Source organism: Egbenema bharatensis FJBBOT/2019, assembly GCF_048077055.1.
Lineage (GTDB): Bacteria > Cyanobacteriota > Cyanobacteriia > Elainellales > Elainellaceae > Egbenema > Egbenema bharatensis.
Genome location: NZ_CP182236.1, coordinates 1,046,693 through 1,070,359, shown reverse-complemented (window position 1 = coordinate 1,070,359; position 23,667 = coordinate 1,046,693). Strand labels below are relative to the sequence as shown.

General features: G+C 50.3%; 17 protein-coding genes and 1 pseudogene. 8 read left to right on the top strand and 10 right to left on the bottom strand.

Features of this window, described 5'->3' with window-relative positions; all coding sequences use genetic code 11:
- Nucleotides 1-16: 16 nt before the first annotated feature.
- The 4 genes from ACM1PF_RS05100 to ACM1PF_RS05085 form a co-directional block, all read right to left on the bottom strand.
- A complete protein-coding gene (locus ACM1PF_RS05100; protein WP_416672788.1) occupies nt 17-1,363 on the bottom strand; it encodes a helix-hairpin-helix domain-containing protein in 1,347 nt (448 codons plus the stop codon).
- Nucleotides 1,364-1,450: 87 nt separating this feature from the next.
- Nucleotides 1,451-2,260, bottom strand: coding sequence for a DNA adenine methylase (locus ACM1PF_RS05095; RefSeq protein WP_416672786.1), 810 nt, complete (start codon nt 2,258-2,260; stop codon nt 1,451-1,453).
- 50 nt (nt 2,261-2,310) lie between these two features.
- Nucleotides 2,311-4,890: a DNA polymerase III subunit alpha gene (locus ACM1PF_RS05090; protein ID WP_416672785.1), complete on the bottom strand. Its 2,580-nt coding sequence runs from the start codon at nt 4,888-4,890 to the stop codon at nt 2,311-2,313.
- A gap of 355 nt (nt 4,891-5,245) precedes the next feature.
- Nucleotides 5,246-6,046 (bottom strand): tryptophan-rich sensory protein, encoded by an 801-nt coding sequence (locus ACM1PF_RS05085; RefSeq protein WP_416672782.1) that lies wholly within the window; start codon nt 6,044-6,046, stop codon nt 5,246-5,248.
- A 597-nt stretch (nt 6,047-6,643) separates the two neighbouring features.
- Between ACM1PF_RS05085 and ACM1PF_RS05080 the strand changes: the two genes are divergently transcribed.
- Entirely contained in the window at nt 6,644-8,374 is a 1,731-nt protein-coding gene (locus tag ACM1PF_RS05080; RefSeq protein WP_416672779.1) for a DUF3370 domain-containing protein, read from the top strand.
- Here ACM1PF_RS05080 and ACM1PF_RS05075 read toward each other — a convergent pair.
- From ACM1PF_RS05075 to tig, 4 genes and pseudogenes are all read right to left on the bottom strand, one after another.
- Nucleotides 8,371-9,261 carry an alpha/beta fold hydrolase gene (locus ACM1PF_RS05075; RefSeq protein ID WP_416672777.1) on the bottom strand — a complete coding sequence of 297 codons (891 nt, stop codon included), beginning with the start codon at nt 9,259-9,261 and terminating at the stop codon, nt 8,371-8,373. The two genes, ACM1PF_RS05080 and ACM1PF_RS05075, sit on opposite strands and share 4 nt — an antisense overlap.
- A 29-nt stretch (nt 9,262-9,290) precedes the next feature.
- The gene (gene clpX, locus ACM1PF_RS05070; RefSeq protein ID WP_416672775.1) at nt 9,291-10,649 is read right to left on the bottom strand and encodes an ATP-dependent protease ATP-binding subunit ClpX; all 1,359 of its coding nucleotides are present in this window, start codon (nt 10,647-10,649) and stop codon (nt 9,291-9,293) included.
- A gap of 9 nt (nt 10,650-10,658) precedes the next feature.
- Nucleotides 10,659-11,396, bottom strand: a complete 738-nt coding sequence (locus ACM1PF_RS05065) for an ATP-dependent Clp protease proteolytic subunit (protein ID WP_416672773.1) — start codon at nt 11,394-11,396, stop codon at nt 10,659-10,661.
- Nucleotides 11,397-11,709: 313 nt separating this feature from the next.
- A pseudogene (gene tig, locus ACM1PF_RS05060) lies at nt 11,710-13,301 on the bottom strand (trigger factor).
- A gap of 734 nt (nt 13,302-14,035) precedes the next feature.
- On the opposite strand from tig, the gene ACM1PF_RS05055 reads away from it, so the two are divergent.
- From ACM1PF_RS05055 to ACM1PF_RS05030, 6 genes are all read left to right on the top strand, one after another.
- Complete coding sequence (locus ACM1PF_RS05055) at nt 14,036-15,094, top strand: aspartate-semialdehyde dehydrogenase (protein WP_416672771.1); 1,059 nt, start codon at nt 14,036-14,038, stop codon at nt 15,092-15,094.
- A gap of 26 nt (nt 15,095-15,120) precedes the next feature.
- Entirely contained in the window at nt 15,121-16,011 is an 891-nt protein-coding gene (gene dapA / locus ACM1PF_RS05050) for a 4-hydroxy-tetrahydrodipicolinate synthase (RefSeq protein ID WP_416672769.1), read from the top strand.
- Nucleotides 16,012-16,463: 452 nt separating this feature from the next.
- On the top strand, nt 16,464-18,230 hold the full coding sequence (locus tag ACM1PF_RS05045; RefSeq protein ID WP_416672766.1) for a ribonuclease J: 1,767 nt from the start codon (nt 16,464-16,466) through the stop codon (nt 18,228-18,230).
- 287 nt (nt 18,231-18,517) lie between these two features.
- Nucleotides 18,518-19,252: a phosphoadenosine phosphosulfate reductase gene (gene cysH / locus ACM1PF_RS05040; protein WP_416672764.1), complete on the top strand. Its 735-nt coding sequence runs from the start codon at nt 18,518-18,520 to the stop codon at nt 19,250-19,252.
- 539 nt (nt 19,253-19,791) lie between these two features.
- A complete protein-coding gene (locus ACM1PF_RS05035; protein ID WP_416672762.1) occupies nt 19,792-20,256 on the top strand; it encodes a hypothetical protein in 465 nt (154 codons plus the stop codon).
- Between the two features lie 18 nt (nt 20,257-20,274).
- A complete protein-coding gene (locus ACM1PF_RS05030; protein ID WP_416672760.1) occupies nt 20,275-20,838 on the top strand; it encodes a glutathione S-transferase family protein in 564 nt (187 codons plus the stop codon).
- 316 nt (nt 20,839-21,154) lie between these two features.
- On the opposite strand, the gene ACM1PF_RS05025 is transcribed toward ACM1PF_RS05030, so the two are convergent.
- Nucleotides 21,155-21,625: a tetratricopeptide repeat protein gene (locus ACM1PF_RS05025; RefSeq protein ID WP_416672758.1), complete on the bottom strand. Its 471-nt coding sequence runs from the start codon at nt 21,623-21,625 to the stop codon at nt 21,155-21,157.
- A 223-nt stretch (nt 21,626-21,848) separates the two neighbouring features.
- On the opposite strand from ACM1PF_RS05025, the gene recF reads away from it, so the two are divergent.
- Entirely contained in the window at nt 21,849-22,979 is a 1,131-nt protein-coding gene (gene recF, locus ACM1PF_RS05020) for a DNA replication/repair protein RecF (protein ID WP_416672756.1), read from the top strand.
- Nucleotides 22,980-23,017: 38 nt separating this feature from the next.
- Here recF and ACM1PF_RS05015 read toward each other — a convergent pair whose 3' ends face one another.
- Nucleotides 23,018-23,659 carry a helix-turn-helix transcriptional regulator gene (locus tag ACM1PF_RS05015; protein ID WP_416672754.1) on the bottom strand — a complete coding sequence of 214 codons (642 nt, stop codon included), beginning with the start codon at nt 23,657-23,659 and terminating at the stop codon, nt 23,018-23,020.
- Nucleotides 23,660-23,667: the final 8 nt, after the last annotated feature.

Genomic DNA, 23,667 nt, shown 5'->3' with positions numbered 1-23,667 from the left:
GTTTGGGGCATCCCTCTCAATTTGCCGCCAGCAGGGAAGCTCTGGCCTGAAATCCAGCCTGGACGAGCGCATTTACCGCCGTTTTGTCATCCTGCACTCGGAACTGTGGGCCCAGCCGTACCATCTCCCGGCGATCGCGTCCCGAAACCACCGCTACTACTGGAATTTTGCCGCTTTCATCCTCACCCCGCTGCTCCAGCAAAACGGTGCGTAAGAAGTGCTGTTTGGTAATGTCTCTGGCGGTATGGGCCTCCAGTTCCACCATCACCATCCGCACCGCTTCGATCGGCTCCGCATCTTCAACAATGAACTGCACCCGATCGTCCCGGCGATCGACTTTTCCCCACAACATCAGGCGTTGATCCACCTGAAGATGCTGATGAATGCGCTCGTAGGACTTGGGAAAGACCACGGCTTCCGCCTGTCCAGTCAAATCCTCCAACTGTAGAATCGCCATCCGATCGCCTTTCTTGGTAATGATGGGTTTCATGCCATTGATCATGACGATCGCGCTGAGGAGGGTACTGTCGGACTGATCCGCCAAATCTCCCAGATTAATTGGAGCCAGCACTTTCGCAGCTTGCTGAATCGATTTGAGGGGATGATCGGAAATGTAGAATCCCAATAGATCTTTTTCCAGCTTCAGCTTTTCCTGGGGTGGAAAGTCGGCAACGGGAGTTGCTTTGGGGGCACTCTCGAAGCCATTGGAACCATTACTCAATCCGCCATCTCCGCCCAACATATCAAACAAATTGCCCTGCCCGACGGCTCGATCCCTGGCGCGAGACTGAGCCCACTCCAGCACGAGTTCCAAATCATGAATGAGCTGATTGCGATTTGGCTCAAACACATCCATTGCGCCACACTGAACCAGGGCTTCCAAGGCTCGCCGGTTTACGGTGCGCGGGTCAATTCGATCGCACAAATCCGCCAAAGATTTAAACTTCCCGCCTTCCTCACGGGCAATTAAGATGTTTTCGATCGCCCCTTCTCCCACATTTCGCACAGCCGATAAGCCAAACAAAATGCTGTCCTGCAAGGGGGTAAAGTCCACACCCGATCGGTTGATGTCGGGCGGTTCTACGGTAATTCCCATGTTGATACAGGTGGCAATATATCGCTGCACTTTATCCTGATCACCACTGTTGGCGGTGAGGAGGGCTGCCATGTACTCAACGGGATAGTTAGCTTTCAGGTAAGCGGTTTGGTAGGTGACATACCCGTAGGCGGTGGAGTGGGATTTGTTGAAGCAGTTGGAGGCGATAAGGCCATTTGCCAGAACAAAGTTATGGTCGATCGATGCCACACCAATATCAAAAACAGGTTGTACTCCAAGGGATTTGCGGCTAACAATTTTGACCATAACGTTTACCTCTATTACTGCGTTGCTGGGGGTGAATGGATCAGGGAATCTCTAATTGTTTTAATTGATTTTGCTTAATGATTTTACTTAATAGTTTTGAATAAATAACTCCCGACCGCGGGCGGCACATTCCTGCTTGTAATTATTCATGCCGTATTGCAGTGACCACTCAGTAATTTTAGCAAAATCAAATAGCTTTCTCACTTCTGGGGAGTCATCATAGGTGATTAACCACTTGTGGGAACATTGGCGCATATTTTTGGCAAATCGATCGTGATCAAACGCAGTATGTAAATTTCCTTTTGTGCCATAGAGCCTGGATTTTGTTGCGCTTAAATAGGGAGGATCAAGAAAAATGAAAACGTCTTCTCCCTCCTGAAATAGCAAGCTTTCATAGTCGCTATTCGTGATGTGAACCGATGATAGGTAATCAGCAAGTTTTCGCAGGCGATCGATCGAAGAATCAGTAAAGCGTCGCTCAAACGCCTGTTGGGAATAGCCACCTGAATCGACGGTTCCTGAAAAGGTGATGCGGTTCAAGACAAAAAACCGAACGGCTCGCTCAAATTCACTCAGTTTGAGATCTTGATGGGTATAATGTGCAAACAACTCTCTACCGTTGGCGTATTTTCTCTTAATTGTATCTACTTCGTTTGCCAGGGATTCAATTTCAGTTTTTGCGTATGTCCAGAAGCAAAACAAATCAAAATTTAGGTCATTGATCCAATATTTTTTGATTTGATCACCAAACAGTTGTTTTACAGCCAGAAACACTGAGCCTCCACCCAAAAAAGGCTCTCGATATTCAGTCATGCTTGATGGAACTGCTGGAATGATCTGCTCTAAAGCTTTCGATTTTCCACCAGGATAGCGGAGCGGACTTCTGAGTGGAGGCATAGTTGGATCAACAAATAACTCTCATTTCAATCTTAAAGAAACAGAAATATCTAACCCACGATCGCCGGAACCTTCATCTGTGCCAACTCTAATCCCCGCTCAAAAATGTCATCGATCGCCATCATCTTTCCTCCAGTTGTCATGAATTTATGATCATTTGTGGCGCGAATAACTGAGCCATCTTCTAACTCATATTCAAATAGTTCTTGTTCTCCGCGATCGTGCCATTGGACGATCGGTTGGCTGTAGATATAGCCATTTGCATCAACGCTGTAGACGGAGCATTTGATTTGTTGTCCTACAATTTTGCCGATCGGTAATGCGCCATACTCAACCGTCAGAATTTCCGTCTCATAGCTCAAACAGTATTCAGCAAACTTCACCATCTGATCAAACAAATTTACTGCGATTTTGGCATCAACGCCGCTTTTTTTGGCTCCTTCTACAAAAATCGTTTGGTGCTTTTCCATCTCCTCTTTTTTCTTTTTACCCATTGCCCGCCGGAGGAGATCAGCTTGTCCTAAAGAATAACCACCCATGTCTTGAGCAATCTTCATAATTTGCTCCTGATAAACCATAATTCCATAGGTTTCACTCAGAATGGGTTTCAAAAGATCATGCTCATAATCGATTTTTTCAACCCCATGCTTGCGGTTAATAAACTTAGGAATTAATCCTGCATCTAATGGCCCAGGGCGATACAAAGCCAACACTGAAGAGATGTCTTCTAGTCCAGACGGTTTTAAGTCACGAACAATCTGGCGCATCCCGGAGGATTCCAACTGGAAAATTCCTTCGAGTTCGCCTCTTGCCAATAGTTGATAGGATTTTGGATCATCCAGGGGCAACCGATCGAGGTCTACATTCACCTGATGAGTTTGTTGGATCAGATCGATCGTCTTCTGGATCATCGTCAGGTTTTTTAGACCCAGAAAGTCCATTTTCAGCAAACCAAGGGACTCAATATCCTCCATGTAGTATTGAGTGAAGACCGAGCCATCCGCGTTGCGTTGCAGAGGAACCACTTCATCCAATGGCTGCGCTGAAATCACCACCCCTGCGGCATGAATCCCCACACTTTTGTTCGTACCCTCAATCCGCATCGCCATATCCAGCCAGTGGCGCACCTTCGGATCATTCTCATACTTTTCCTTAAACTCTGGGGCAGGCGTTGCATCCGAAATCATCACCTTCAGCTTGGTTGGCTTACCCCGCACCACCGGAATCATTTTCGCCATCCGATCGGACTCCGCATAGGGAATATCCAGCACCCGCGCCACATCCTTAAGTACCGCCTTAGAGGTCATGCGGTTGTAGGTAATGATTTGGGCGACTCGTTCTGGTCCGTACTTGTGGGTAACGTACTGGATCACCTCATCGCGGCGATCGATGCAGAAGTCGGTATCAATATCCGGCATGGACTTCCGTTCTGGGTTGAGGAACCGCTCAAACAGCAGTCCGTGATGCACCGGGTCAATATTGGTAATCCGCAATGCATAGGCGACCAGCGAACCCGCCGCCGACCCCCGACCTGGCCCTACCGGAATCCCATTGTCCCTGGCAAATTTAATGTAATCCCACACCACCAGGAAGTAGGCATCAAAGCCCATCTGGTGCATCATCTGGAGTTCGTAGTCCAGCCGTTCTTTGTAGGTGTCGTCTAGCTCATCATAGGACTGGAGGTTGAAGCGTTCCAGTAGTCCTTCCTGCGTCTTTGCTTCTAAATAGGTGGCGACCGTATGCCCCTCAGGAACAGGATAATCAGGAATCCGGGGTGCGCCCAGAATGTCGTAGCTCTCTACTTTTTCAGCAACCTGTAGCGTTGTGGCGATCGCCTCTGCAATCACTGCATCAGGCAAATGATCGCGGAAGAGATAGCGCATTTCCTCCGCCGACTTTAGATACTCCGTGCCGCTATAGCGCAGGCGTTTTTCTTCCGTAATCAGCTTGCCCGTCTGGATGCACAATAAAGCATCGTGAGCCTCTACATCGCTACAGCCCGTAAAATGAGAATCGTTGGTAGCAATAATTTGAATATCTAATTCGCGGGCAATGTTGACCAGCTCTACGTTAACAATCCGGTCTTCAAGATAGCCATGATCCTGAATTTCCAGATAATAATCCTCGCCAAATAGATCCTGATACCACTTTGCCACCCGTCGGGCAATCTCCGGTTTTCCTTGCAGAATCGCCTGGGGCACTTCCCCTGCCCGGCAACCGCTGGTCACAATGAGCCCCTCACGATATTGCTCGATGTAATCCTTATTGATACAGGGACGAGAAAAAATCCCCTTGCCCTGAGTCCCTTGCAGATGGGAAATGGTGGTTAGCTTAACGAGATTTTTATATCCTTGAGTGTTTTTTGCTAGAACCACCTGGTGATAGCGGGGACGACGTTCCTGCTTCGAGATGTCCCCATTGATCACATACATCTCATTGCCGATGATTGGTTTGACCCCTTTGGCCTTACACACCTTCAGCAGCTCGATCGCCCCATACATCACCCCATGATCCGTCAGGGCAATCGCAGGCATTCCCAACTCCACCACGCGATCGACCAGTTCCGGCAATTGACTGGCTCCGTCTAGCAAACTGTAATCACTGTGGGTGTGTAGACCAACAAAGGACATATCTTCTCAGACCCGATCGTAAGGTTGAGATTTAGGGTACTCGATCCTGAACGCTATATCTAGAGGTTTTTAAGAATTTATATGCAAAAAACCCCATTGCTGGAGGCAAGCCGATCGCTATAAAAGTCGATTGTTCCTTAAACCAAGGAGCAATTTTACCCAACCTCGCCACTCTCCCACAAAAGCAGAACCCAACAATCCCAACTCTTGTAGGGGTAGGCAGCGTTTTGACGGCTCGACTGAGCTTCGCCGAACAACTGAACTCAAGCCGAAGTCTTACCCGCCCAGTCTAAAAATGGGTACGAATGTATTAATTTTAATGTATCAAATAATAAATCGATCGAGCCAGATTCGATTATTCCACCCACGGGCGTTTTCGCCCCCATCCCAGGTGATTAACCAGAGTCAAAATTGCTAATCCGATCGCCAGCACAATAGCAGTAATAGAAACGATCGCAAAATCCGATTGCCGAATTGCCACCGCCACCAAAGCCCAAACTATTACCAGTGGATAAGCCAGCTCGCGCCGTTGTAGGGTCAGAATTGCGCCGATCGCCGTTGCAATGCTCATCACCAGAACCGTCCAGATTTCGGGTGCCAGACCCCAGCCATCCCAATTGTTATAAAACAGTGCAGAGGCCACATTGACGATCGTGGCGACACTGATCCAACCCAGGTAAATACTGAAGGGAATATGGGCAAACCATTTCTCCTGACGGGATATTCGCCGCAGCCCAATCCCCAGGAGTCGGTAAATGGCGATAAGGGACAGCAAAATAGCCAGCATTGCCACCACAGACCCCCAAAATTCTCGCAGCAAAAACAAAAATACCCAGATTGCCTGGGCAATGGAGGCAAAAATCACCAGGTAATCCACCTTGCGGATAGTCGGATTGGTTCGCTGGGCTGGGAGCAACTGCCAGATCCCAAAGGCGACAAGCCCCAAATAAATAACTCCCCAAATGGCAAAGGCATAGCTGGCGGGAATAATCAAGACATCTGCAAAAACCGTGTTAGCAATCTCACCGATATTCTGCCCGCCGATCGGCTCAATGTTTGTCCAGGCGTTAACCGCAATGGTGCCCACAATGGCAGCAAGCGTCAAAACCGATCGCAGCAGGTCTGCGGGGCTGGAAGGGTGAGAAGGCGATGTCATGGTTCAAAAACACACAGAGGGCAGAAACAGTCTGCGTTCGCAACTGACTAGAGAAATTGTAAAGCTTTTGAGCTAAACGATCGTCTGTCTAAACTCAGATTCTTGATGCAACTTCATTAGATGCAACTTCATTAGATGCAATTTCATTGAGGCAATTTTATAGATGCAATCTCCAGGCGCACTGCCTGACCGCGCCATCAGGTTCCTGCGGAATGCCATAAAGTGGCGATCGGTTGAAGGGATAATATGCTCCTTAGCCAAGAGATCAAGTTTTGATAAAGAAGCGGTAAACCTTCTCCCTGCAACCTCACCTTTTTGTATAAGGAACTACACAATTAAAGCTGACAGGCATATTCACCGGAAACGTCCGTTGGCTAATTTCCGCGAAAATGTCCCGAAGTTTGACCTGGTAATTCTTTTCACTGCAAACTATGATAGTTTTTTGCCGTGTTGGTGTACTGTAAAGAACAGTGTATTTTTCGCGCGCCTGAACTCAACTCGCTGTATGTACGAGAAGTTGTTTTAGGAGGGCATCGGGTGCGGCTCCTTCTGGTATCGTTCCAACCTACTCACGCTTAGGGTCTGACAAGTTTGCTCATGTTAACGGTTCTAGCATTTCTATCTCTGGCACAGATCGTTGCGCCCATTCCACCCTCATCACCTGCGCCCTCTACCCCCGCTTCATCTGAGGTAGAGCCTTCCCCATCACCTCAACCGCCTGAACTTCCCGCTCCATCGGACGCAACACTGCCAGCTCCTCCTGCTCTAAGGACAGAACCCTTGACTCCACCTTTAGCACCTTCTCCCGCTCAGGTGCCTCCCATTCAGCAAGTTGAACTGGTTCGTCCTCAAGCGGTTCGGGCCTTGCCAGGTCAGCTTGATGAAATTCCAGTTTTCAATAGTAATAGTCCTGAACTGGTTCAAAAAGACGGCATCTTGCTGTCTACCTTTCCAGGCGATGGCATGCGAAACCCGTCGGCTCATCTCAACTACCCGCTGCAAGGACGGTTTGATCTCTTTGCCCATCATATTGCGCGGGGAATCGATGGAGATGATGTTCGCACTTTATTCTTAGGCGTGATCGCCCATAATCCCGGTAATGTACCCGTGACGATCGATGTCTTGCAGGCGGTCAGCTATTTAAGCCAGGACGCACCATTTTTGGATTTGCCATCCTACGTCGCTAATCCGATGGGAACCGTTTATGCTGGCCCGGGCAGCCGAACCACCAATGATGTATTGCGAGGACAACGACAATCCCATTGGCCCGCCCAGATTACGATTCCCCCCGGCGGCAGTCAGCTCATTATCAATGCTCCAATCCCCCTGCGCCGCCTCACCGTAGCAACGGATGGCTCTCTCCCGCCTGGTGCTCTAATTCCTCCCCCTACCCCTCCCATTGCTGCAACCGCCACCGCCTCTACCGTTGGAGCATCTCCTACCCCCAATCCGAATCCTCAAACTGGCGCAATCGAGCCGCCTACGCCTCCCAATCTTCGTCCCAGCAATCGTCCCGTTGCAACGAATGGCCGATCGGTACTCATGCATTTGTCCAGCGACGGCCCGGTCTACCTGGCCAGTCTAGCGATGTATGCCCCCGGTACCCCGACAGGAGCAGAGCGGGTTCCAACCTTACGAGAATGGGAAAGCCTGCTGAGGACAGGAGAGTTGTCCAGTCCGCGCGATCGAATTCCCACCTCGCCCGATGCCAGAGCGTTTCTCCGGTTCTTCTACGGTCGAGTGGCGGGAGTTGCCAGAGGCTCTCAGTGGACTGCCCTTGCAACCGATGGCCCAGAGGTAGACCATCTGACAATTCCCCGTCCAGGTGATGCATTCTCCTATGTCCTCAGTACGGTTGATCACAACACGTTTGGTACGGGGCAAATTCAGAGTGCTCCAATGCTGGTTCGCTATGCTGATACGGCCTACCGTGCCCACGGAAACTACGGCATCAAATACGATATTTCCTTGCCGTTATATAACGACACTGATGCAACTCAACGGGTCACAATCCGTTTTCAAACCCCACTCCAGGATGAGAATTTAGAGAACGGTTTACGATTCCGTGATCCGCCAGATAACCAGATTTTCTTCCGAGGCACAGTTCGTCTTCGCTTCACTGATGATTTGGGTATTCCGCAAACACGCTACCTTCATCTAGTGCAGCGTCGAGGTCAGCAGGGTGAACCCCTCCTGCGCATGACCATGCGGAGTGGCAGCCGTCGGTTAGTGGAGGTACAGTTCATTTATCCCCCCGACGCTACACCGCCGCAGGTGCTCACGGTCGAAACGCAGGAGAACCCAGAAACGATCGAAGCCAGCAACTAGCTGTGTGGAAACAGAGGAGAAACCCTAAGAAACCGTCTCACCTGATCCAGATAGGTGTCAGGATCTTCCAACATGGGGAAATGAGCGGTTTCAGGAATAATAACGTGCTCCACCTGATCGCTCAATGCTGCGGCTTTCCGCCCCAATTCCGCCGGAATAATCTTGTCATACTGCCCTGAGATTAGCAGGGTAGGCACCGTTAACCGGGCAAATTCCTGGGGCATCTCCTCAGCTGCTCTAAGACTGACTGCGGTGTAGACTGTGCCGATCGCCGCTTCGGAATCCGCAATCAGAAAATCCTCCAGAAAGACTCGATTGATTGCCTGGGTTAGGGGACGATACAGGAACCGGGCCATGAACATCCGATCGACAAAAGGAAGCTTCAGCAGCCAATTAGGTCGAAAGCCAACCACATAACCACTCGCCTTATGGAACACTCGAAAGGCTCGTTCGTCATATTCAAAAACACCACTACAGGTCAGAATCGCCTGCTCTACCCGTTCAGGATAGCGGTTAAGGAAGAGGACTGCGATCGAAGCCCCAGTGGAATGAGCGTTTAAGTAAACTCGCTGCAATCCCAGGATGTTTAACAGTTCTGCCAGATCGTCCGCATAGCTCTCCAGTTCGTAGCCCAATTCAGTTACATCTGCCGGAATCGGACGGGGCAACAGCGATCGACCAAAGCCGCGTAAATCGTACAGCAAACAATCAAACTGTTCAGACAGAGCTTGAGCTGTAGTCGCCCAATAGCGGGTTGACCCAGCCCAACCGTGAACAAACACCAAAATTGGCTTGTTGGTTAATGGATTGTGGTCGGGCGCAGCATCCTTTGCAGTGGTAATCCACTCGTAATAGTGTTGAACGCCACGAATTTGAATGTACGGCATCTTAACTGACTCAAACCACGACCTTACCTTCAGGCAGACTCCGGCTTGGGTAGCGAAGAGGGATGCAGCAGCAGTTCAGCTGTCGATCGCTTCTCAACCATTTCGCGGGTGATGGTACAGCGAGTCACATCCTTGCGGGATGGCAGTTCATACATCACATCCAGCATTAGCTCTTCAACAATGCTGCGCAGGGCCCTGGCACCCGTCTTCCGGCGGTAAGCTTCCTGAGCGATCGCTCGCACAGCATCCTGCCGAAACTCTAGCTGCACATTGTCCATCCGCATCAGCTTCTGGTACTGCTTCACCAACGCATTGCGCGGCTCAGTCAAGATCTCGGTCAGGGCATCTTCATCTAGGGACTCAACCACTGCCATCACCGGAATCCGCCCGATAAATTCAGGAATCATCCCAAATTTCACCAGATCATCCGGTTCAATATGCTTCAGCACATCAGCAAGTCGCTTTTCACGGGGCTGATAAATATCGCTCACAGGCGTTTCCGCAGCTAACTCAAACCCCATCGGATTCCGCTTGCCGACTCGCTGTTCGACCACCTTATCCAGACCCACAAAGGCACCACCGCAGATAAACAGAATATTGCTGGTGTCAATCTGAATGCAGTCCTGGTAGGGATGCTTGCGGCCGCCCTGAGGCGGAACATTGGCCACTGTGCCCTCCAGCATTTTCAGTAGAGCCTGCTGTACCCCTTCCCCAGATACATCGCGAGTGATCGATGGGTTCTCGCTCTTACGGGCAATTTTGTCAATTTCGTCAATGTAGATAATGCCGCGTTGGGCCACATCCACATCTAAATCCGCCACTTGCAGCAGCCGCAGGAGGATGTTCTCGACATCTTCTCCGACATAACCGGCCTCGGTCAACGTGGTGGCATCGGCAACCGCAAAGGGAACATCCAGCATATCCGCCAGGGTTTGGGTCAGGAGGGTCTTACCGCAACCCGTCGGCCCAATCAGCAGAATGTTGGACTTTTGCAATTCAACGGCATCATCGTTGCGACCCGTGCCCTTAGATTGCACATAGGCCAGCCGCTTGTAGTGGTTGTACACCGCCACCGACAGAATTTTCTTTGCTTCATTCTGCCCGATGACGTGCTCATCTAAATGCTTCTTAATTTCCCTGGGTTTGGGAATCTGATTGAGGGAAAGGGCAGGCGATCGCACCTGTCGTTTTTCCGGTTGGTGTTCTCGTCGGGCTGAAGGTTGCGGAACCGATGAAGTAGAGTCGAATAACTCCTCATCTAAGATTTCATTACATAAATCGACACATTCATCGCAAATATAAACACCTGGCCCAGCAATCAGTTTGCGAACCTGCTCCTGCGATTTACCACAGAATGAACACTTGAGATGGGAGTCATACTTAGACATATTTGCCCCTTACTTCACTGCGGTAACAGACTGTCCTGGCGATGGCAAAGGCTGTTGCAAAATCACCTGATCAATCAGACCGTAGGCTTTCGCTTCCTCTGCTGACATATAGAAGTCACGCTCAGTATCAGCCTCAACTTTTTCGAGTGGCTGACCTGTATGATAAGCCAACAATTCGTTGAGAGTGCGCTTATGATACAGAATTTCTTTGGCTTGAATATCGATATCGACCGCCTGACCCTGGGCTCCACCGATCGGCTGTTCGACCATCACCCGCGCACTGGGCAAGGACAGCCGCTTTCCAGGAGCACCTGCGGCTAGGAACAGCGAGGAAATTCCCGCCGCCATGCCGTAGCAAATCGTAACAATATCAGGGCGTACCTGCTGCATCGCATCGTAAATTGCCATGCCCGCATAAACCGCCATTAATCCGGCTTGGGGCGACCCACCATAGGAATTGATATAAAGCTGAATGTCTCGCTCTGGATCTTCAGCATCTAGAAACAAAAGCTGGGCAACGATGGAATCTGCAATATTTTCATCAATTTCCGTTCCCAGGAAAATGATCCGCTCTCGCAACAGCCGCGAGTAAATATCCAGGGCCCGTTCCCCTCTGCCAGATTGCTCCACGACCATGGGCACACCGTTAGCGGAGGGCGAAGCTGCGTCAAGGCAATCGAATCCGTAACGGGGATCGACGGAGCCAATACTGTAAATAGGATGGTCAGGCGAGTTGGGAAAAACCATAGTATGAGCGAAAAGGTTGAAGTCATTGTGGAGGCAGTTAGCTCCGTTCATTAGATCGATTTGCACCAGTAAACCTTGCTAGCTAAATCCTGGGGAAGACTGCACTCACAATTACAAGGGTTCTATCCAATCATTATGCCTCATTCAATCCAGTCCGACTGGAAATCGCTGGAAGACTTGAGATGAACATATTTTGTTTGCTCAGAGTTATTTAGTCCTGCGATCGCTCTCAGTTGATTTGAGCACATTCTATCAACACTGAATCCCCAGCCAGGGCGAAGACCCGGAGCCAACCGTCCATCTCAAGACGCAGCTACTTCTTCTTTTTCGATTTTGGCTTTGAGGCAGGTACCTCTTCTTCTGCGTTTGCCTCCTCAACTTCGGCAGTCGCTTCCACCTCGGTCGCTTCCACTTCAGTCGCTTCCACCTCGGTCGCTTCCACTTCAACGGTCGTCGTCGCGGCATCAACCGTTGACTCCTCAGGAGAAGCTTCTGATGGCGCAACCGTTACCGTGTCAGCCGTAACCTCATCTGCCCCTTCGCTCAAGGCATCTGCCTCGGCTTCTGGGGTTTCCACCGTCAGCGTCCCTTCAGGCACCAGTTCGATCGTGCTCTGCCCCTCCAGCCAGTCCAGAATCTTATCTTTGAGTAGATCTTCTTCAACCACCTGACGCAAGCGATCGAGATCCACATCTTCACCTGGATAATCTTGCAGAAACTCCTGCATCTTTGCCTGAATCTCGTCCGCTTCCACCTTAATTGATTCTTGCTTGGCCACTTCCCCCAGAGCATAGGTGCGCTGCAAGCGAGAAATGGCTTCAGGACGAGCCTGTTGACGCAGGGCAGATACCACTTCGCTCGTGAAGGCCTTCCTGATGTCTAAACCTTGCTCACTCAAACGCATTGCTGTCTGGGTGATAGAAAAATCCGCCTCCCGCTTGATCAAAGTTTCGGGCAGTTCGGCCTCCAGGTGCTTCACCAGTTCATTGAGCAGTGCTTCTTGTTTGTTTACTTTGGTCTTCTGCTCTGCCTCTTCCTGATAGCGCGACTCCAGGGACTCTCGGAGTTCAGCGATCGTTTCAAAATCACTGACTTCCTGGGCAAAGTCATCATCCATATCCGGCAGTTCTCGCTCCTTCAATTCCTTCAGGGTAACGGTGAAAACAGCCGGTTTCCCAGATAACTCTGCCTGGGGATATTCCTCTGGAAAAGTTGCGGACACCTCTTTGGTTTCACCCACTGCCATGCCGATAATGCCATCGATAAAGCCAGGAATAAACCGCCCTTCAGATAGCTCTAACTCAAAATCCTGGGCACTGCCACCTGGAATTTCCTGGGGTTCCTCCCCCTCTGCGACTTCCTCATCAATGCGGCCAGAGAAATCGACCGTAACCACATCATCCGCCTGAGCTGAACGCCCTTCCACTGGAACGAGGGTCGCCAATCGCTTCCGATAATCCTCCAGAACCTGATCTACCCGTGCTGGATCGTACTTGACTTCCTCTGCCTGCACCGTCAGCCCCGTATACTGCTTCAGGCTCACCTCTGGCTGAACATCCACCACCGCAGAAAAGTAACTCCGGCACCGGGTTCAAACTGCTGCACCAATTCCTCCAGGGACGATCGCAGTTCAAAATTGCCAATCGCATCAATCTTCTCCTGCTCCAGAGCTTGCTGCAGGCTATCCTGAATCAAATCTTCTAAAACAGCCGCCTTGATCCGGGTTGAACCAAATCGCTGAATCAAAACCTGCCGAGGAACTTTACCTTTTCTAAACCCAGGGATATTGGCATGGCGCGTAAACTCTTGTAGAGTCTTTTCGTAGGCTTGCCGAGACATCTCTGGCGTAACCTCGATTTCTAAGCCAATTTGGCTGGCAGGTAGTTTTTCCTGGGTAACTTTCATCGTGCCTCTCGTTCCAAAGTTCCTGAATTAATGGGTTGGTTCCGCGTTAGCCGCAATTAGCTATGGTAACTGATCCTGGCAAAACCTTGGGTGGGATTCAGCAAATTTGCAGAATCTCTGGGCGGTAGTCAGCAGATATATTTTGGTAGATGGTGGGTAAATGCACCCGTAATCAATGCCATAATCAGTGCCATATCAATATATCAGTGCCATAATCAATGCCATAATTAAGCGTATGCAGCGCAACAAACCAGCAATCACGTCAGGAAAGGACTGAATGGGCAGCGGTTAGGATGGGGAGCGATCGGGTGTTGAATCGCAGGAGATGGGAATTTCAGGATTGAGCGAGGACTGAACTGGAAGGATTAGATAAGGATTAGATTTAGATGGCGGAGCTTGACCCTGGATTGACCCTGGCCACCGCATTAAACTAAAAACTAAACAGAAAGCATCTTCCAAAGAAATATTTTCCGAAGAAATTTAAGATACCAGTAAAACCCCCAGCAAAAACCGGGAAAACTAGACCAGAAAGGAACTAAAACTTTCAGCATTCCATCACTAGACTCAGAAATTCTGCTTAAATCTACATTTATTACTATTCAGCTTCATTACTCTCTATTAAGTCCCTGTCCCACTCCTATTAAGCTGTCCGCTATTAATGCGAATTATTCCATCATGAGCTTAAATCTCTTGAATCAACATCAACATCAACATCAAAGTTGTCATTGGAGGATATGAGTTTGCCTCAGTCGTATCGAATCGCCATTCTAGGAGCAACTGGAGCCGTTGGGGCAGAGTTGCTGGATCTTTTGGCAGAGCGTCAGTTTCCAGTCAAACGCTTGAAGCTGCTGGCCTCTTCCCGATCGGCGGGACAGCGGGTGCCATTTCAGGGAGAGGAATTAGTAGTTGAGGAAGTCAACGAGCGATCGTTCGATGACATTGACCTGGTATTAGCTTCCGCAGGTGGCTCCACCTCCAAAGCCTGGGCCAGTAAAATTGTTGAGGCTGGGGCGGTAATGATCGATAACTCCAGTGCCTTCCGTATGGATGCCCAGGTTCCCCTGGTGGTGCCAGAGGTCAATCCTGACGCTGTAGCTACCCATCAAGGCATTATTGCCAATCCCAACTGCACGACTATTCTGATGGCCGTTGCCATCTATCCCCTGCATCAGGTGCAGCCCATTCAGCGAATTGTGGCCGCGACCTACCAGTCGGCCAGCGGTGCCGGAGCCAGGGCAATGGAAGAAGTCAAGCAGCAGTCGAAGGCGATTTTGGCAGGGGAAGCCCCTCAGCCAGAAGTCTTTCCTTACCCTCTAGCCTTCAACCTCTTTCCCCACAATTCGCCCCTTAATGAAGCAGGGTATTGTGAGGAAGAAATGAAAATGGTCAATGAAACTCGCAAGATTTTCGGCGTACCCGATCTGCGAGTCACGGCGACCTGTGTTCGGGTTCCCGTACTTCGTGCCCACTCGGAGGCGATTAACTTAGAGTTTGCCACCCCCTTCAGCGTCGCCCAAGCTAGAGAAATTCTGAGTCAGGCTCCTGGAGTTAAGCTCGTGGAAGATTGGCAAAGTAACTATTTTCCGATGCCGATCGAAGCAAGTGGTCAGGATGCAGTGCTGGTGGGTCGCATCCGTCAGGATCTTTCTCATCCCAATGGGCTTGAGCTATGGCTAAGTGGCGATCAAATTCGCAAAGGAGCTGCCCTGAATGCCGTTCAGATTGCAGAACTCCTGGCCGCTCAGGGTTTGATCCGAGTTCCTGAACGCGCAGCGGTTGGCACGAAAGGGTAAATGTGCAAGAGAGGAGTAGTTTGAGTGTGACTCAGTTTGGACGTGTTCTCACCGCGATGATCACGCCGTTTAAGGAAGACGGTAGCGTGAACTTCTCAGTGGCAGAAGCATTGGCAGCTCACCTGGTTCAACACGGAACGGATACTCTGGTGGTTTGTGGAACAACGGGAGAGTCTCCAACGTTAAGCTGGAATGAAGAGTATGAACTGTTTCAAGTGGTGCAGCAATCGGTTGCTGGCAAAGCAAAAGTGATGGCTGGAACTGGATCAAATTCTACTCATGAAGCAATTTCGGCCACGCAGAAGGCAGATAAGTTAGGATTAGATGGAACCTTACAAGTGGTTCCCTACTACAACAAGCCACCCCAGGCTGGTTTGTATCAGCATTTTCGGCAAATCGCTGAAGCGACCCCTGACCTTCCTATCATGCTGTATAACATCCCAGGACGAACAGGGCAGAACCTTTTGCCGGAGACGATCGCTCGTTTAGCTGAGATTCCAAATATCGTTGCCGTTAAGGAGGCAAGTGGCAATCTTGATCAGGTGAGTCAAATTCGACGATCGACCCCTCCAGAATTTGCAATTTATTCAGGAGATGATTCTCTGACTCTGCCGATGTTAGCCGTTGGAGCAAAAGGTGTGGTGAGTGTTGCCAGTCATCTTGTCGGTGAAACGTTACAGCGTATGATCCAAGCATTCGAGCAAGGACAGGTACAAACAGCAACACAGATTCACCTCTCGCTTTTTCCGCTATTCAAAGCCCTGTTTATCACGACTAATCCCATTCCAGTGAAAGCAGCCCTGAGGTTGCGAGGATGGCAAGTGGGTTCAACCCGATCGCCGTTAGAAGATTCCTCTGCAACGCTACTCCCAACTCTGGAAGCTGCCCTCACTGATCTGGAACAACTCATAGGGTGATAGGGTGAGCGGTTCGCAGATACCGTCAGCCAGAGAATTCGATCAGCATTATTGAAGCGCGTGTCATCACCAATTTCTATTTGATCTATTTGACGAGTTTTAGACAACTGAATATGGAAAGGTGAGTTTAGGAACGATGGATCTGGATGCAGTCCATTGGATGTCAGTTAAAGGATGTCAGTTAAACCCAGCAGAGGATTAAGCCGCAGCGATCGGATCAACACGCGTAGGCTTGCTTCATTAACGGTTCCAGGTTTAACGGTCAAGCTTAGATCTCGTTTTTCTTAATTTTGACTTTCATCGTTGTTACCCTGACCGCTCATCACCCCGCCATCGATTCACACTACAACCTCAATTCCCTAACATCTGCCTGGTTACTCAATTTATCTCTTGTTCATTTAGCAACAACTCAGACTTAACCCTACACATTGAAGGACACACAAAGGAAACACATGAGTCAAAACGGTTCCTCAAATTCCATCAAAATCATTCCCCTCGGTGGATTGCACGAAATTGGCAAGAACACCTGCGTCTTTGAATACAACGACGAGATCATTCTGCTGGATGCAGGCTTGGGGTTCCCCACCAATGGGATGCATGGCATTCAAATTGTTCTGCCAGACACGACCTATTTGCGTGAAAATCGCCACAAGATTAAGGGGATGATCGTCACCCACGGGCATGAAGACCACATCGGCGGAATTGCTTTCCACCTGAAGCAGTTTGATATTCCCGTTATCTATGGCCCTCGTTTGGCAATGTCACTGCTACAGGACAAGCTGGAAGAGGCAGGCGTTTCCGATCGCACAGAACTCCGGACGGTGCAACCCCGTGATATGGTGCGGGTTGGATCATCCTTTTTAGTGGAATATATCCGCAATACCCACTCCATGGCCGATAGCTATTCTGTGGCGATTCATACTCCCCTCGGTGTCATTATCCACACGGGAGATTTCAAGATCGACCACACCCCTGTGGATGGGGAAACGGTAGATTTCCAACGATTGGCAGATCATGGCGAAAAGGGCGTGCTGTGCCTGATTAGCGATTCAACCAACTCAGAAGTACCTGGGTTTACTCCGTCTGAGAAGTCGGTTTTGCCGAATCTCGATCGCGTTTTTGCTGGAGCACAAGGACGATTACTGGTAACCACCTTTGCCTCCTCCGTGCATCGAGTGAACATCATTCTGCAACTGGCAAAGAAACACGGGCGATCGGTAGCGATATTAGGTCGCTCAATGCTGAACGTGATTGCCCATGCGCGGAAGCTGGGATACATCCACTGTGAGGATGATCTGTTTGTGCCACTCAACATGGCCAACAAGCTACCCGACGAAAAAGTCCTGGTGCTCTCGACGGGTTCCCAGGGAGAGCCGATGGCAGCCATGACCCGTATTGCCAATCAGCAGCATCGCCAGATCAAGATTCGAGCTGGGGATACGGTTGTCTTTTCGGCTAACCCAATCCCTGGCAACACGATCGCAGTTGTCAACACAATTGACAAGCTGATGATGCAGGGAGCAAAGGTGATCTATGGACGTGACAAAGGCATTCATGTTTCCGGTCACGGTTCCCAGGAAGATCAGAAGTTGATGCTAGCCCTGACCCGTCCGCAGTTTTTCCTACCCGTGCATGGAGAACACCGGATGCTGGTGAAGCACTCGGAGACGGCTCAAAGCATGGGAGTTCCAGCCGAAAACATGGTGATCGTTGACAATGGTGACGTGGTAGAACTCACCCGCGACAGCATTCGGATTATTGACAAAGTACCTTCTGGTATTGAGTTAGTAGACTCCTCCCATTCTGGTATTGTTCACGATCGCGTTCTGAAGGAGCGGCAGCAGTTAGCAGAGGATGGCATTGTCACCATTGCAGCAGCGTTAAGCTGGACGGGTGAATTGATCGCCAAACCGGAAATTCATTTACGGGGTGTCGCCACTTCCGTTGATCGGGAGCGGTTAGAGAAGGCGATCGCCCAAACGATTGGACTGGCTGTGACCGATCGATGGGCAGAACTGACTCGCAGCCTGGATAATTTAGCGGAACTAGACTGGAAGCGATTACAAGGAGACATTGAAACGGAACTGCGACGGTTAATCCGCCGGGAACTTCAGAGCAATCCCACTCTGGTGTTTTTACTTCAGACTCCCCTGGAGCTACCTGTGGCGAGTCCCAGCGTCGGCACCCGACGGCGATCGTCTGCTAAGGTGGCCTCTTAGTAGGTTCGGGCTGTTCGAGCCATTATGGCGCAATAATCAACAAGAGCCAGGAGACAAGGGAGAGGAGAGCAGCTTGTGGTCTTTCTATCCTTTGGCTTCTGGCTCTGAACCTGGCAACTGCCCCCGTTTTATCTTTATAACCGCTGCTGCAGACTACGATCGCTGGAATGGCTCATCTTTAATCTGGACTGGATCCAGGCTGTAATGATCGGATTTCCGATCGTGTTAGGTGACATAACACGATAGAATTTTTACTGAAGTTAAAGATGTGAACAACAGGAAGGGGCATGACGACTTCTACAGAACCCCAAGCAGGTAATGCGGTGAATTTTAATTTAGATGAGCTAAACCAACGATTTGAAACGGCTCATCCTCAAGAAATTTTGGCGTGGTGCGTTGAAAATATTCCCACTGGCTTTGTCCAGACCAGTGCGTTCAACGTTGACGATGTAATGATTACCGACATTTTATATCGTCAGCTTCAACCCGCCCAACCCGTTCCAGTGATTTTTCTGGATACCCTTTACCATTTCCCCCAAACCTTGGAATTGGTTGCTAAAGCTAAGGAGCTATACAACCTCGATCTGCGGGTATACAAAACGCCAGAAGTCAATACCCGTGAAGCGTTTGCCGATCGCTACGGTGAAGCTCTGTGGGACAAAGACATTGAACAATTCCACCACCTGACCAAGATTGAACCGCTCAACCGGGGATTGGATGAACTGAATACCGTTGCCTGGATTACGGGTCGTCGTCGCGATCAGGCAGTGACTCGGGCAAATATGCCCGTTTTTGAGCTAGATAAACAGCAACGGCTCAAGGTGAACCCCCTGGCAGCCTGGACGCGGAAGCAAACCTGGGACTATGTGGCAAAGCACAAGATGATTTACAATCCGCTGCACGATCAGGGCTATCCCAGTATTGGCGATGAACCGATCACAACTCCTGTGGCAGATGGTGAAGATGAGCGCGCTGGACGCTGGCGGGGATCAGGTAAGACGGAGTGCGGTATTCATATCTAAGGGGTACGCGGGTCTAAGGGGTATGCGGGAAAATAGCAGCCCCGGTAGGGGTGCACAGTAGTGCGCCCTTAAAACAGATTGTTGCAAAGCTCCTTAAGCGTTCAGATCGAATACTAATTCTCTATACAGTCGCACATTAGGACGACCCCTCCCAACCTCTCCTTGCTAAGGGGCTAAGGTGTACACACAAGTCATCTGCTCTAGCCACGACTGGGTTTGATCCTCCCTAACCCTCCTTAAACAGGAGGGAACCGGATTAGAAGTCCCCTTTTTAAGGGGGATTTAGGGGGATCTATCAGGGTTTGAGCCTCCCAGTCAAGATCTGTGTACACGGTAGGCTAAGGGGAGGAACCGCAGGCGGTGGGGCAAATTCTATGCAGCATTACAAAGAATGGGGATAAACCTTTAGATCTGACAGGGTAATCGGAGGTCGCGCGCGCTTCGTCAAGCGACTGCTCGCAACAGAGCTTCAAGAACGAGACGATCGAAACAGGATAGGATCGGTTCATTCACGCAAGATGTTCTGAACTTAAATTCTTATGACCACTGCGATCGTGTACCCCAACGCCGCTGATTTGACAGCCGATGATTATATTGCGATCGGTTTAGCGACCTGCTTCATCAAAGACGATGGTGAAGTGCATCAGGTCAGGATTGCTGAACCGATTCCTTCTGCGGCTCTGGAAGCCATTACCAAAGGCATTGCAACCTCCTACGAACTGGCTTACGGTACGACTTTGGGAGCCGTTTTGCCCAACGAAAGCCCGCAGCTTCCCGCAGGCTTTCCCCCCGAAACCCAGTTTTGTGATGACTTTGCTGAACGGTTGACGGCTGCTGCTCGCACCTACAAAAAACGTCCGTCCGCCCAGGAGATTATCCCGATCGGTTCTACCAAAGCAGATTTCAACTTTTCCACCGATCGTAAGCGAGTGCTAAACTCAGAGCGCATTGTCAAAACGGAAGACAACGTGAAACAGCATTCCTACACCCATCAGGTACTTTAGCCCCAGGTGCATTCGCCAATGATTTCTCTTTATGGTGGAGCCAGAACCAGAGCGTCGATCGTTCAGTGGTATCTGGAAGAATTGGGCTTGCCCTACGAATATATTTCACTGGATCTCCAGGCTGGAGAACATCGTCAGCCTGCCTTTCTGGAGATTAATCCCGTCGGTAAAGTGCCTGCGATCGTCGAGGGGGACTTAAAGCTGTGGGAGTCGGGAGCAATCTTGCTCTATCTGGCCGATCAATACGATGAAACGGTTGAAACTCCGGCGCAACGGGCCGAGTTAGCTCAATGGGTGCTATTTGCCAATGCGACCTTTGGCCCTGGAGTGTTTGTAGAGGCCAGCCGGGAACGGGAAATGCCGCGATTGCTAACGATGCTAAATCAGCATTTGGAAACCCGATCGTTTATTCTGGGCGATCGGTTCAGTATTGCAGATGTGGCAGTTGGCTCTTTCCTGGCTTATATGCCCATCATGCTCAAAATTGGCTTTGATGACTATGCTGCGATTTCGTCCTATCTGAAACGTTTGATGGAGCGTCCTGCATTCCAGAAGACGATCGGCGCACGGGTATCGGGGTAAGGGGATTTTAAACCCAGAGTTGCAGAATCAATTTGCAGAGCCAGCCCATTCACGCAGAACGATAATCCTGAGTGAATTAGAAAGGCGGACTGAATAATCTGGAATTCTTGTGGGGGTGGGCAGCGTTTCGACGGCTCGACTGAGCGTTCGACCTGAGCTCAAGCCGAAGGGCTCACGCCGAAGTTCTCGCCGAATACCTGAGTTCAAGCGTTCGATCGAGCTCACGCCGAGATCCGAAGTCTTGCCTGCCCAGTCAACCAAAGTAGAACACCAGTCACCAAAGTAAACAATTTACAGGTTATTTAGTTTACGATCCTTAGCTGAGTCTTGCAGTGCATTCTAGAATCAATCGCTGATTCAAAAGATCGTGCGGCTGAATGTCCAGAGTCCGACGAAACGCTTTAATGGCTTCCCGGTAGTTACCCAGAGCCGCGTGACACAGCCCCATGCCGTGAAACGCCCCAAAGTGAAGAGGATTCAATTCAACGGTTCGCTGGCAATCTACCAGCGATTTTTTGTAATCTCCCAGAATGTAGCGGAGAACAGCACGGCGATTCCAGGCTTCCGCAAAATCTGGCTGATCAGCAATCAGATCAGTCAGAATCGCCTCTGCACCAGAAAAGTCACCATTTTCCAGGTGCTCCTGACTCTCCTTCAGGATTTCCAGACCGTACTCTCCTTTTTGCCTGAACCAAAGCTGCCACAATTCAGTGGTTGCCTGCTCCCGAATGTCTTCATCAGGTTGCTTCAGATCCTCCAGCAGGCGATCGATTAACATATCGTCCATGATGTTGACTCCTCCATTGACTTTTGCAGCTCAGAACATGACGCAGACGGCGATCAGGGCGTGCACTGTTACAAAACTTATAGCATGGATGATAGACCTCTACATCGTACTAAAAAGTTTAGACATGATGGGGGCACCTCGTCCAATCCAGCACCTCAGAAGATGGCATTCTGGATCTTAAAGCTGGATCTTAAAAGCTGGATCTTAAAGAAACTTGCCGTTCATGTATTTGAAGACTCTGCACCTGAGACAGTTCCGCAACTATCGAGAACAGCACATTGAGTTTTCCGCCCCGAAAACGATTTTGCTGGGAGATAATGCGCAGGGCAAATCCAATCTACTGGAAGCCGTAGAACTGTTAGCCACCCTGCGATCGCATCGGGCCCTCCGCGATCGAGAACTGGTGCTGGATGGAGAACCGATCGGGCAAATTACAGCCACGCTAGAGCGGGAGACAGGAACGGCAGATCTGGCGATCATCTTCCGCAATAACGGTCGGCGGACGGTGAGTTTAAACGGCGAAACCTTGCGGCGACAATTGGACTTTTTGGGCGTAATGAATGCTGTGCAGTTTTCCAGCCTGGATCTCGATCTCGTTCGAGGCGGCCCCGGAGAGCGGCGCAGTTGGTTAGATACATTGCTGATTCAACTGGAACCCGTTTATGCCTATATTTTGCAGCAGTACAATACAGTGCTCCGTCAACGAAACGCCCTCCTGAAGCAGCGGCGGCGGCAGCAAGAAGCAGGGGAACCCCTCCCTGAATTAGAACAGCTTGCCATTTGGGATGCCCAGTTAGCGGCGATCGGTTCGCGGGTGATTCGGCGACGAGCCAGAGTTCTCGATCGGTTCGGCCCACTGGCGCAAACCTGGCATCAGGCTATCAGCAGCAGTACAGAAATGTTAGAGATTCGCTACGCCCCCAATGTCCCCGCTGAACAAGATGAACCCTTAGCCGTACAGCAAGCCTTTTTAGATAAGTTGGCACAACGGACGATCGCCGAACAGCACCAGGGCACAACATTAGTGGGGCCCCATCGAGATGAAGTGGAATTCACCATCAACCAAACGCCAGCGCGGCAATATGGTTCCCAGGGACAGCAACGCACTCTGGTTTTAGCCCTGAAACTGGCAGAACTCAAGCTGATCGAATCCGTCGTTGGCGAACCGCCCCTGCTGCTCCTGGATGATGTCCTGGCAGAGTTGGATCTCAACCGTCAAAACAAGCTTCTGGAAACAATTCAAGATCGTTTTCAAACATTAATCACCACCACTCACCTGGGTTCCTTTGATGCTCAGTGGCTCAAATCGTCGCAAATTCTGACCGTGCGATCGGGATTTATCTGTGGGGAGTGAGGAGTGGGGGTGGGGAGTGGGGAGTAAGGAGACTTGCTCTACCCTGTAATCCGATAGGCACAACGTCGATCGCCTTGCAGGATATGCTCGATGCGCTCTACGGTCACGGTTTTTCCCAAAACAGAACGAAAGACTTCTAACTCTGTTGTGCAAAGCTTTTGACAGGCTTGCGCTGCGATGCAGATGGGGCAGTGGTTTTCAACGAGCAGGAGAGTTTGATCGGCTTGCTCAATCACTTCCGCCATATAGCCTTCCTGCGATCGCAGATGCGCCATTGCCCAAACCCGCTGCTGCCAGTTTCCTGAAGCAGACCCCTCAGCCAATTGGTGACGATAAGTTTGAATTTGGCGATGTCTGCGTTCTGCCATGAGCTGTTCCAGACCTTTCGGGCCAAAGGCAGACTCAGTGCTTCTCAGCAGATCCAGGCTCAGATCCACATGGCGATCGGGAAAGCGATCGTTAGATTGGGGGGTCAATTGCCAGAGCTTGACCGGACGACCTAAGGCACGGTGTTCCTCTTGATACGTTACCCAGCTTTTTGCCTTCAAAGTCTGCAAATGCTGACGAATTGCCATGGGAGAAACGTGGATTTGTTCCGCCAGTCGGGTGGCTGTCTGCGCCCCTTGCATCTTCAGAAGATGCAAAATTTGGTCTTTGACGGGTGACTTATCGTCAATCATTGCACCGA

Coding starts and splice junctions, on each gene's coding strand:
- ACM1PF_RS05090 (WP_416672785.1), bottom strand. CDS start 4,890: ATGTCCTTTGTTGGTCTACACACCCACAGTGATTACAGTTTGCTAGAC.
- clpX (WP_416672775.1), bottom strand. CDS start 10,649: ATGTCTAAGTATGACTCCCATCTCAAGTGTTCATTCTGTGGTAAATCG.
- ACM1PF_RS05075 (WP_416672777.1), bottom strand. CDS start 9,261: ATGCCGTACATTCAAATTCGTGGCGTTCAACACTATTACGAGTGGATT.
- ACM1PF_RS05025 (WP_416672758.1), bottom strand. CDS start 21,625: ATGGACGATATGTTAATCGATCGCCTGCTGGAGGATCTGAAGCAACCT.
- ACM1PF_RS05035 (WP_416672762.1), top strand. CDS start 19,792: ATGACCACTGCGATCGTGTACCCCAACGCCGCTGATTTGACAGCCGAT.
- ACM1PF_RS05045 (WP_416672766.1), top strand. CDS start 16,464: ATGAGTCAAAACGGTTCCTCAAATTCCATCAAAATCATTCCCCTCGGT.
- ACM1PF_RS05095 (WP_416672786.1), bottom strand. CDS start 2,260: ATGCCTCCACTCAGAAGTCCGCTCCGCTATCCTGGTGGAAAATCGAAA.
- ACM1PF_RS05100 (WP_416672788.1), bottom strand. CDS start 1,363: ATGGTCAAAATTGTTAGCCGCAAATCCCTTGGAGTACAACCTGTTTTT.
- cysH (WP_416672764.1), top strand. CDS start 18,518: ATGACGACTTCTACAGAACCCCAAGCAGGTAATGCGGTGAATTTTAAT.
- ACM1PF_RS05015 (WP_416672754.1), bottom strand. CDS start 23,659: ATGATTGACGATAAGTCACCCGTCAAAGACCAAATTTTGCATCTTCTG.
- ACM1PF_RS05030 (WP_416672760.1), top strand. CDS start 20,275: ATGATTTCTCTTTATGGTGGAGCCAGAACCAGAGCGTCGATCGTTCAG.
- ACM1PF_RS05055 (WP_416672771.1), top strand. CDS start 14,036: ATGAGTTTGCCTCAGTCGTATCGAATCGCCATTCTAGGAGCAACTGGA.
- ACM1PF_RS05080 (WP_416672779.1), top strand. CDS start 6,644: ATGTTAACGGTTCTAGCATTTCTATCTCTGGCACAGATCGTTGCGCCC.
- recF (WP_416672756.1), top strand. CDS start 21,849: ATGTATTTGAAGACTCTGCACCTGAGACAGTTCCGCAACTATCGAGAA.
- ACM1PF_RS05085 (WP_416672782.1), bottom strand. CDS start 6,046: ATGACATCGCCTTCTCACCCTTCCAGCCCCGCAGACCTGCTGCGATCG.
- ACM1PF_RS05065 (WP_416672773.1), bottom strand. CDS start 11,396: ATGGTTTTTCCCAACTCGCCTGACCATCCTATTTACAGTATTGGCTCC.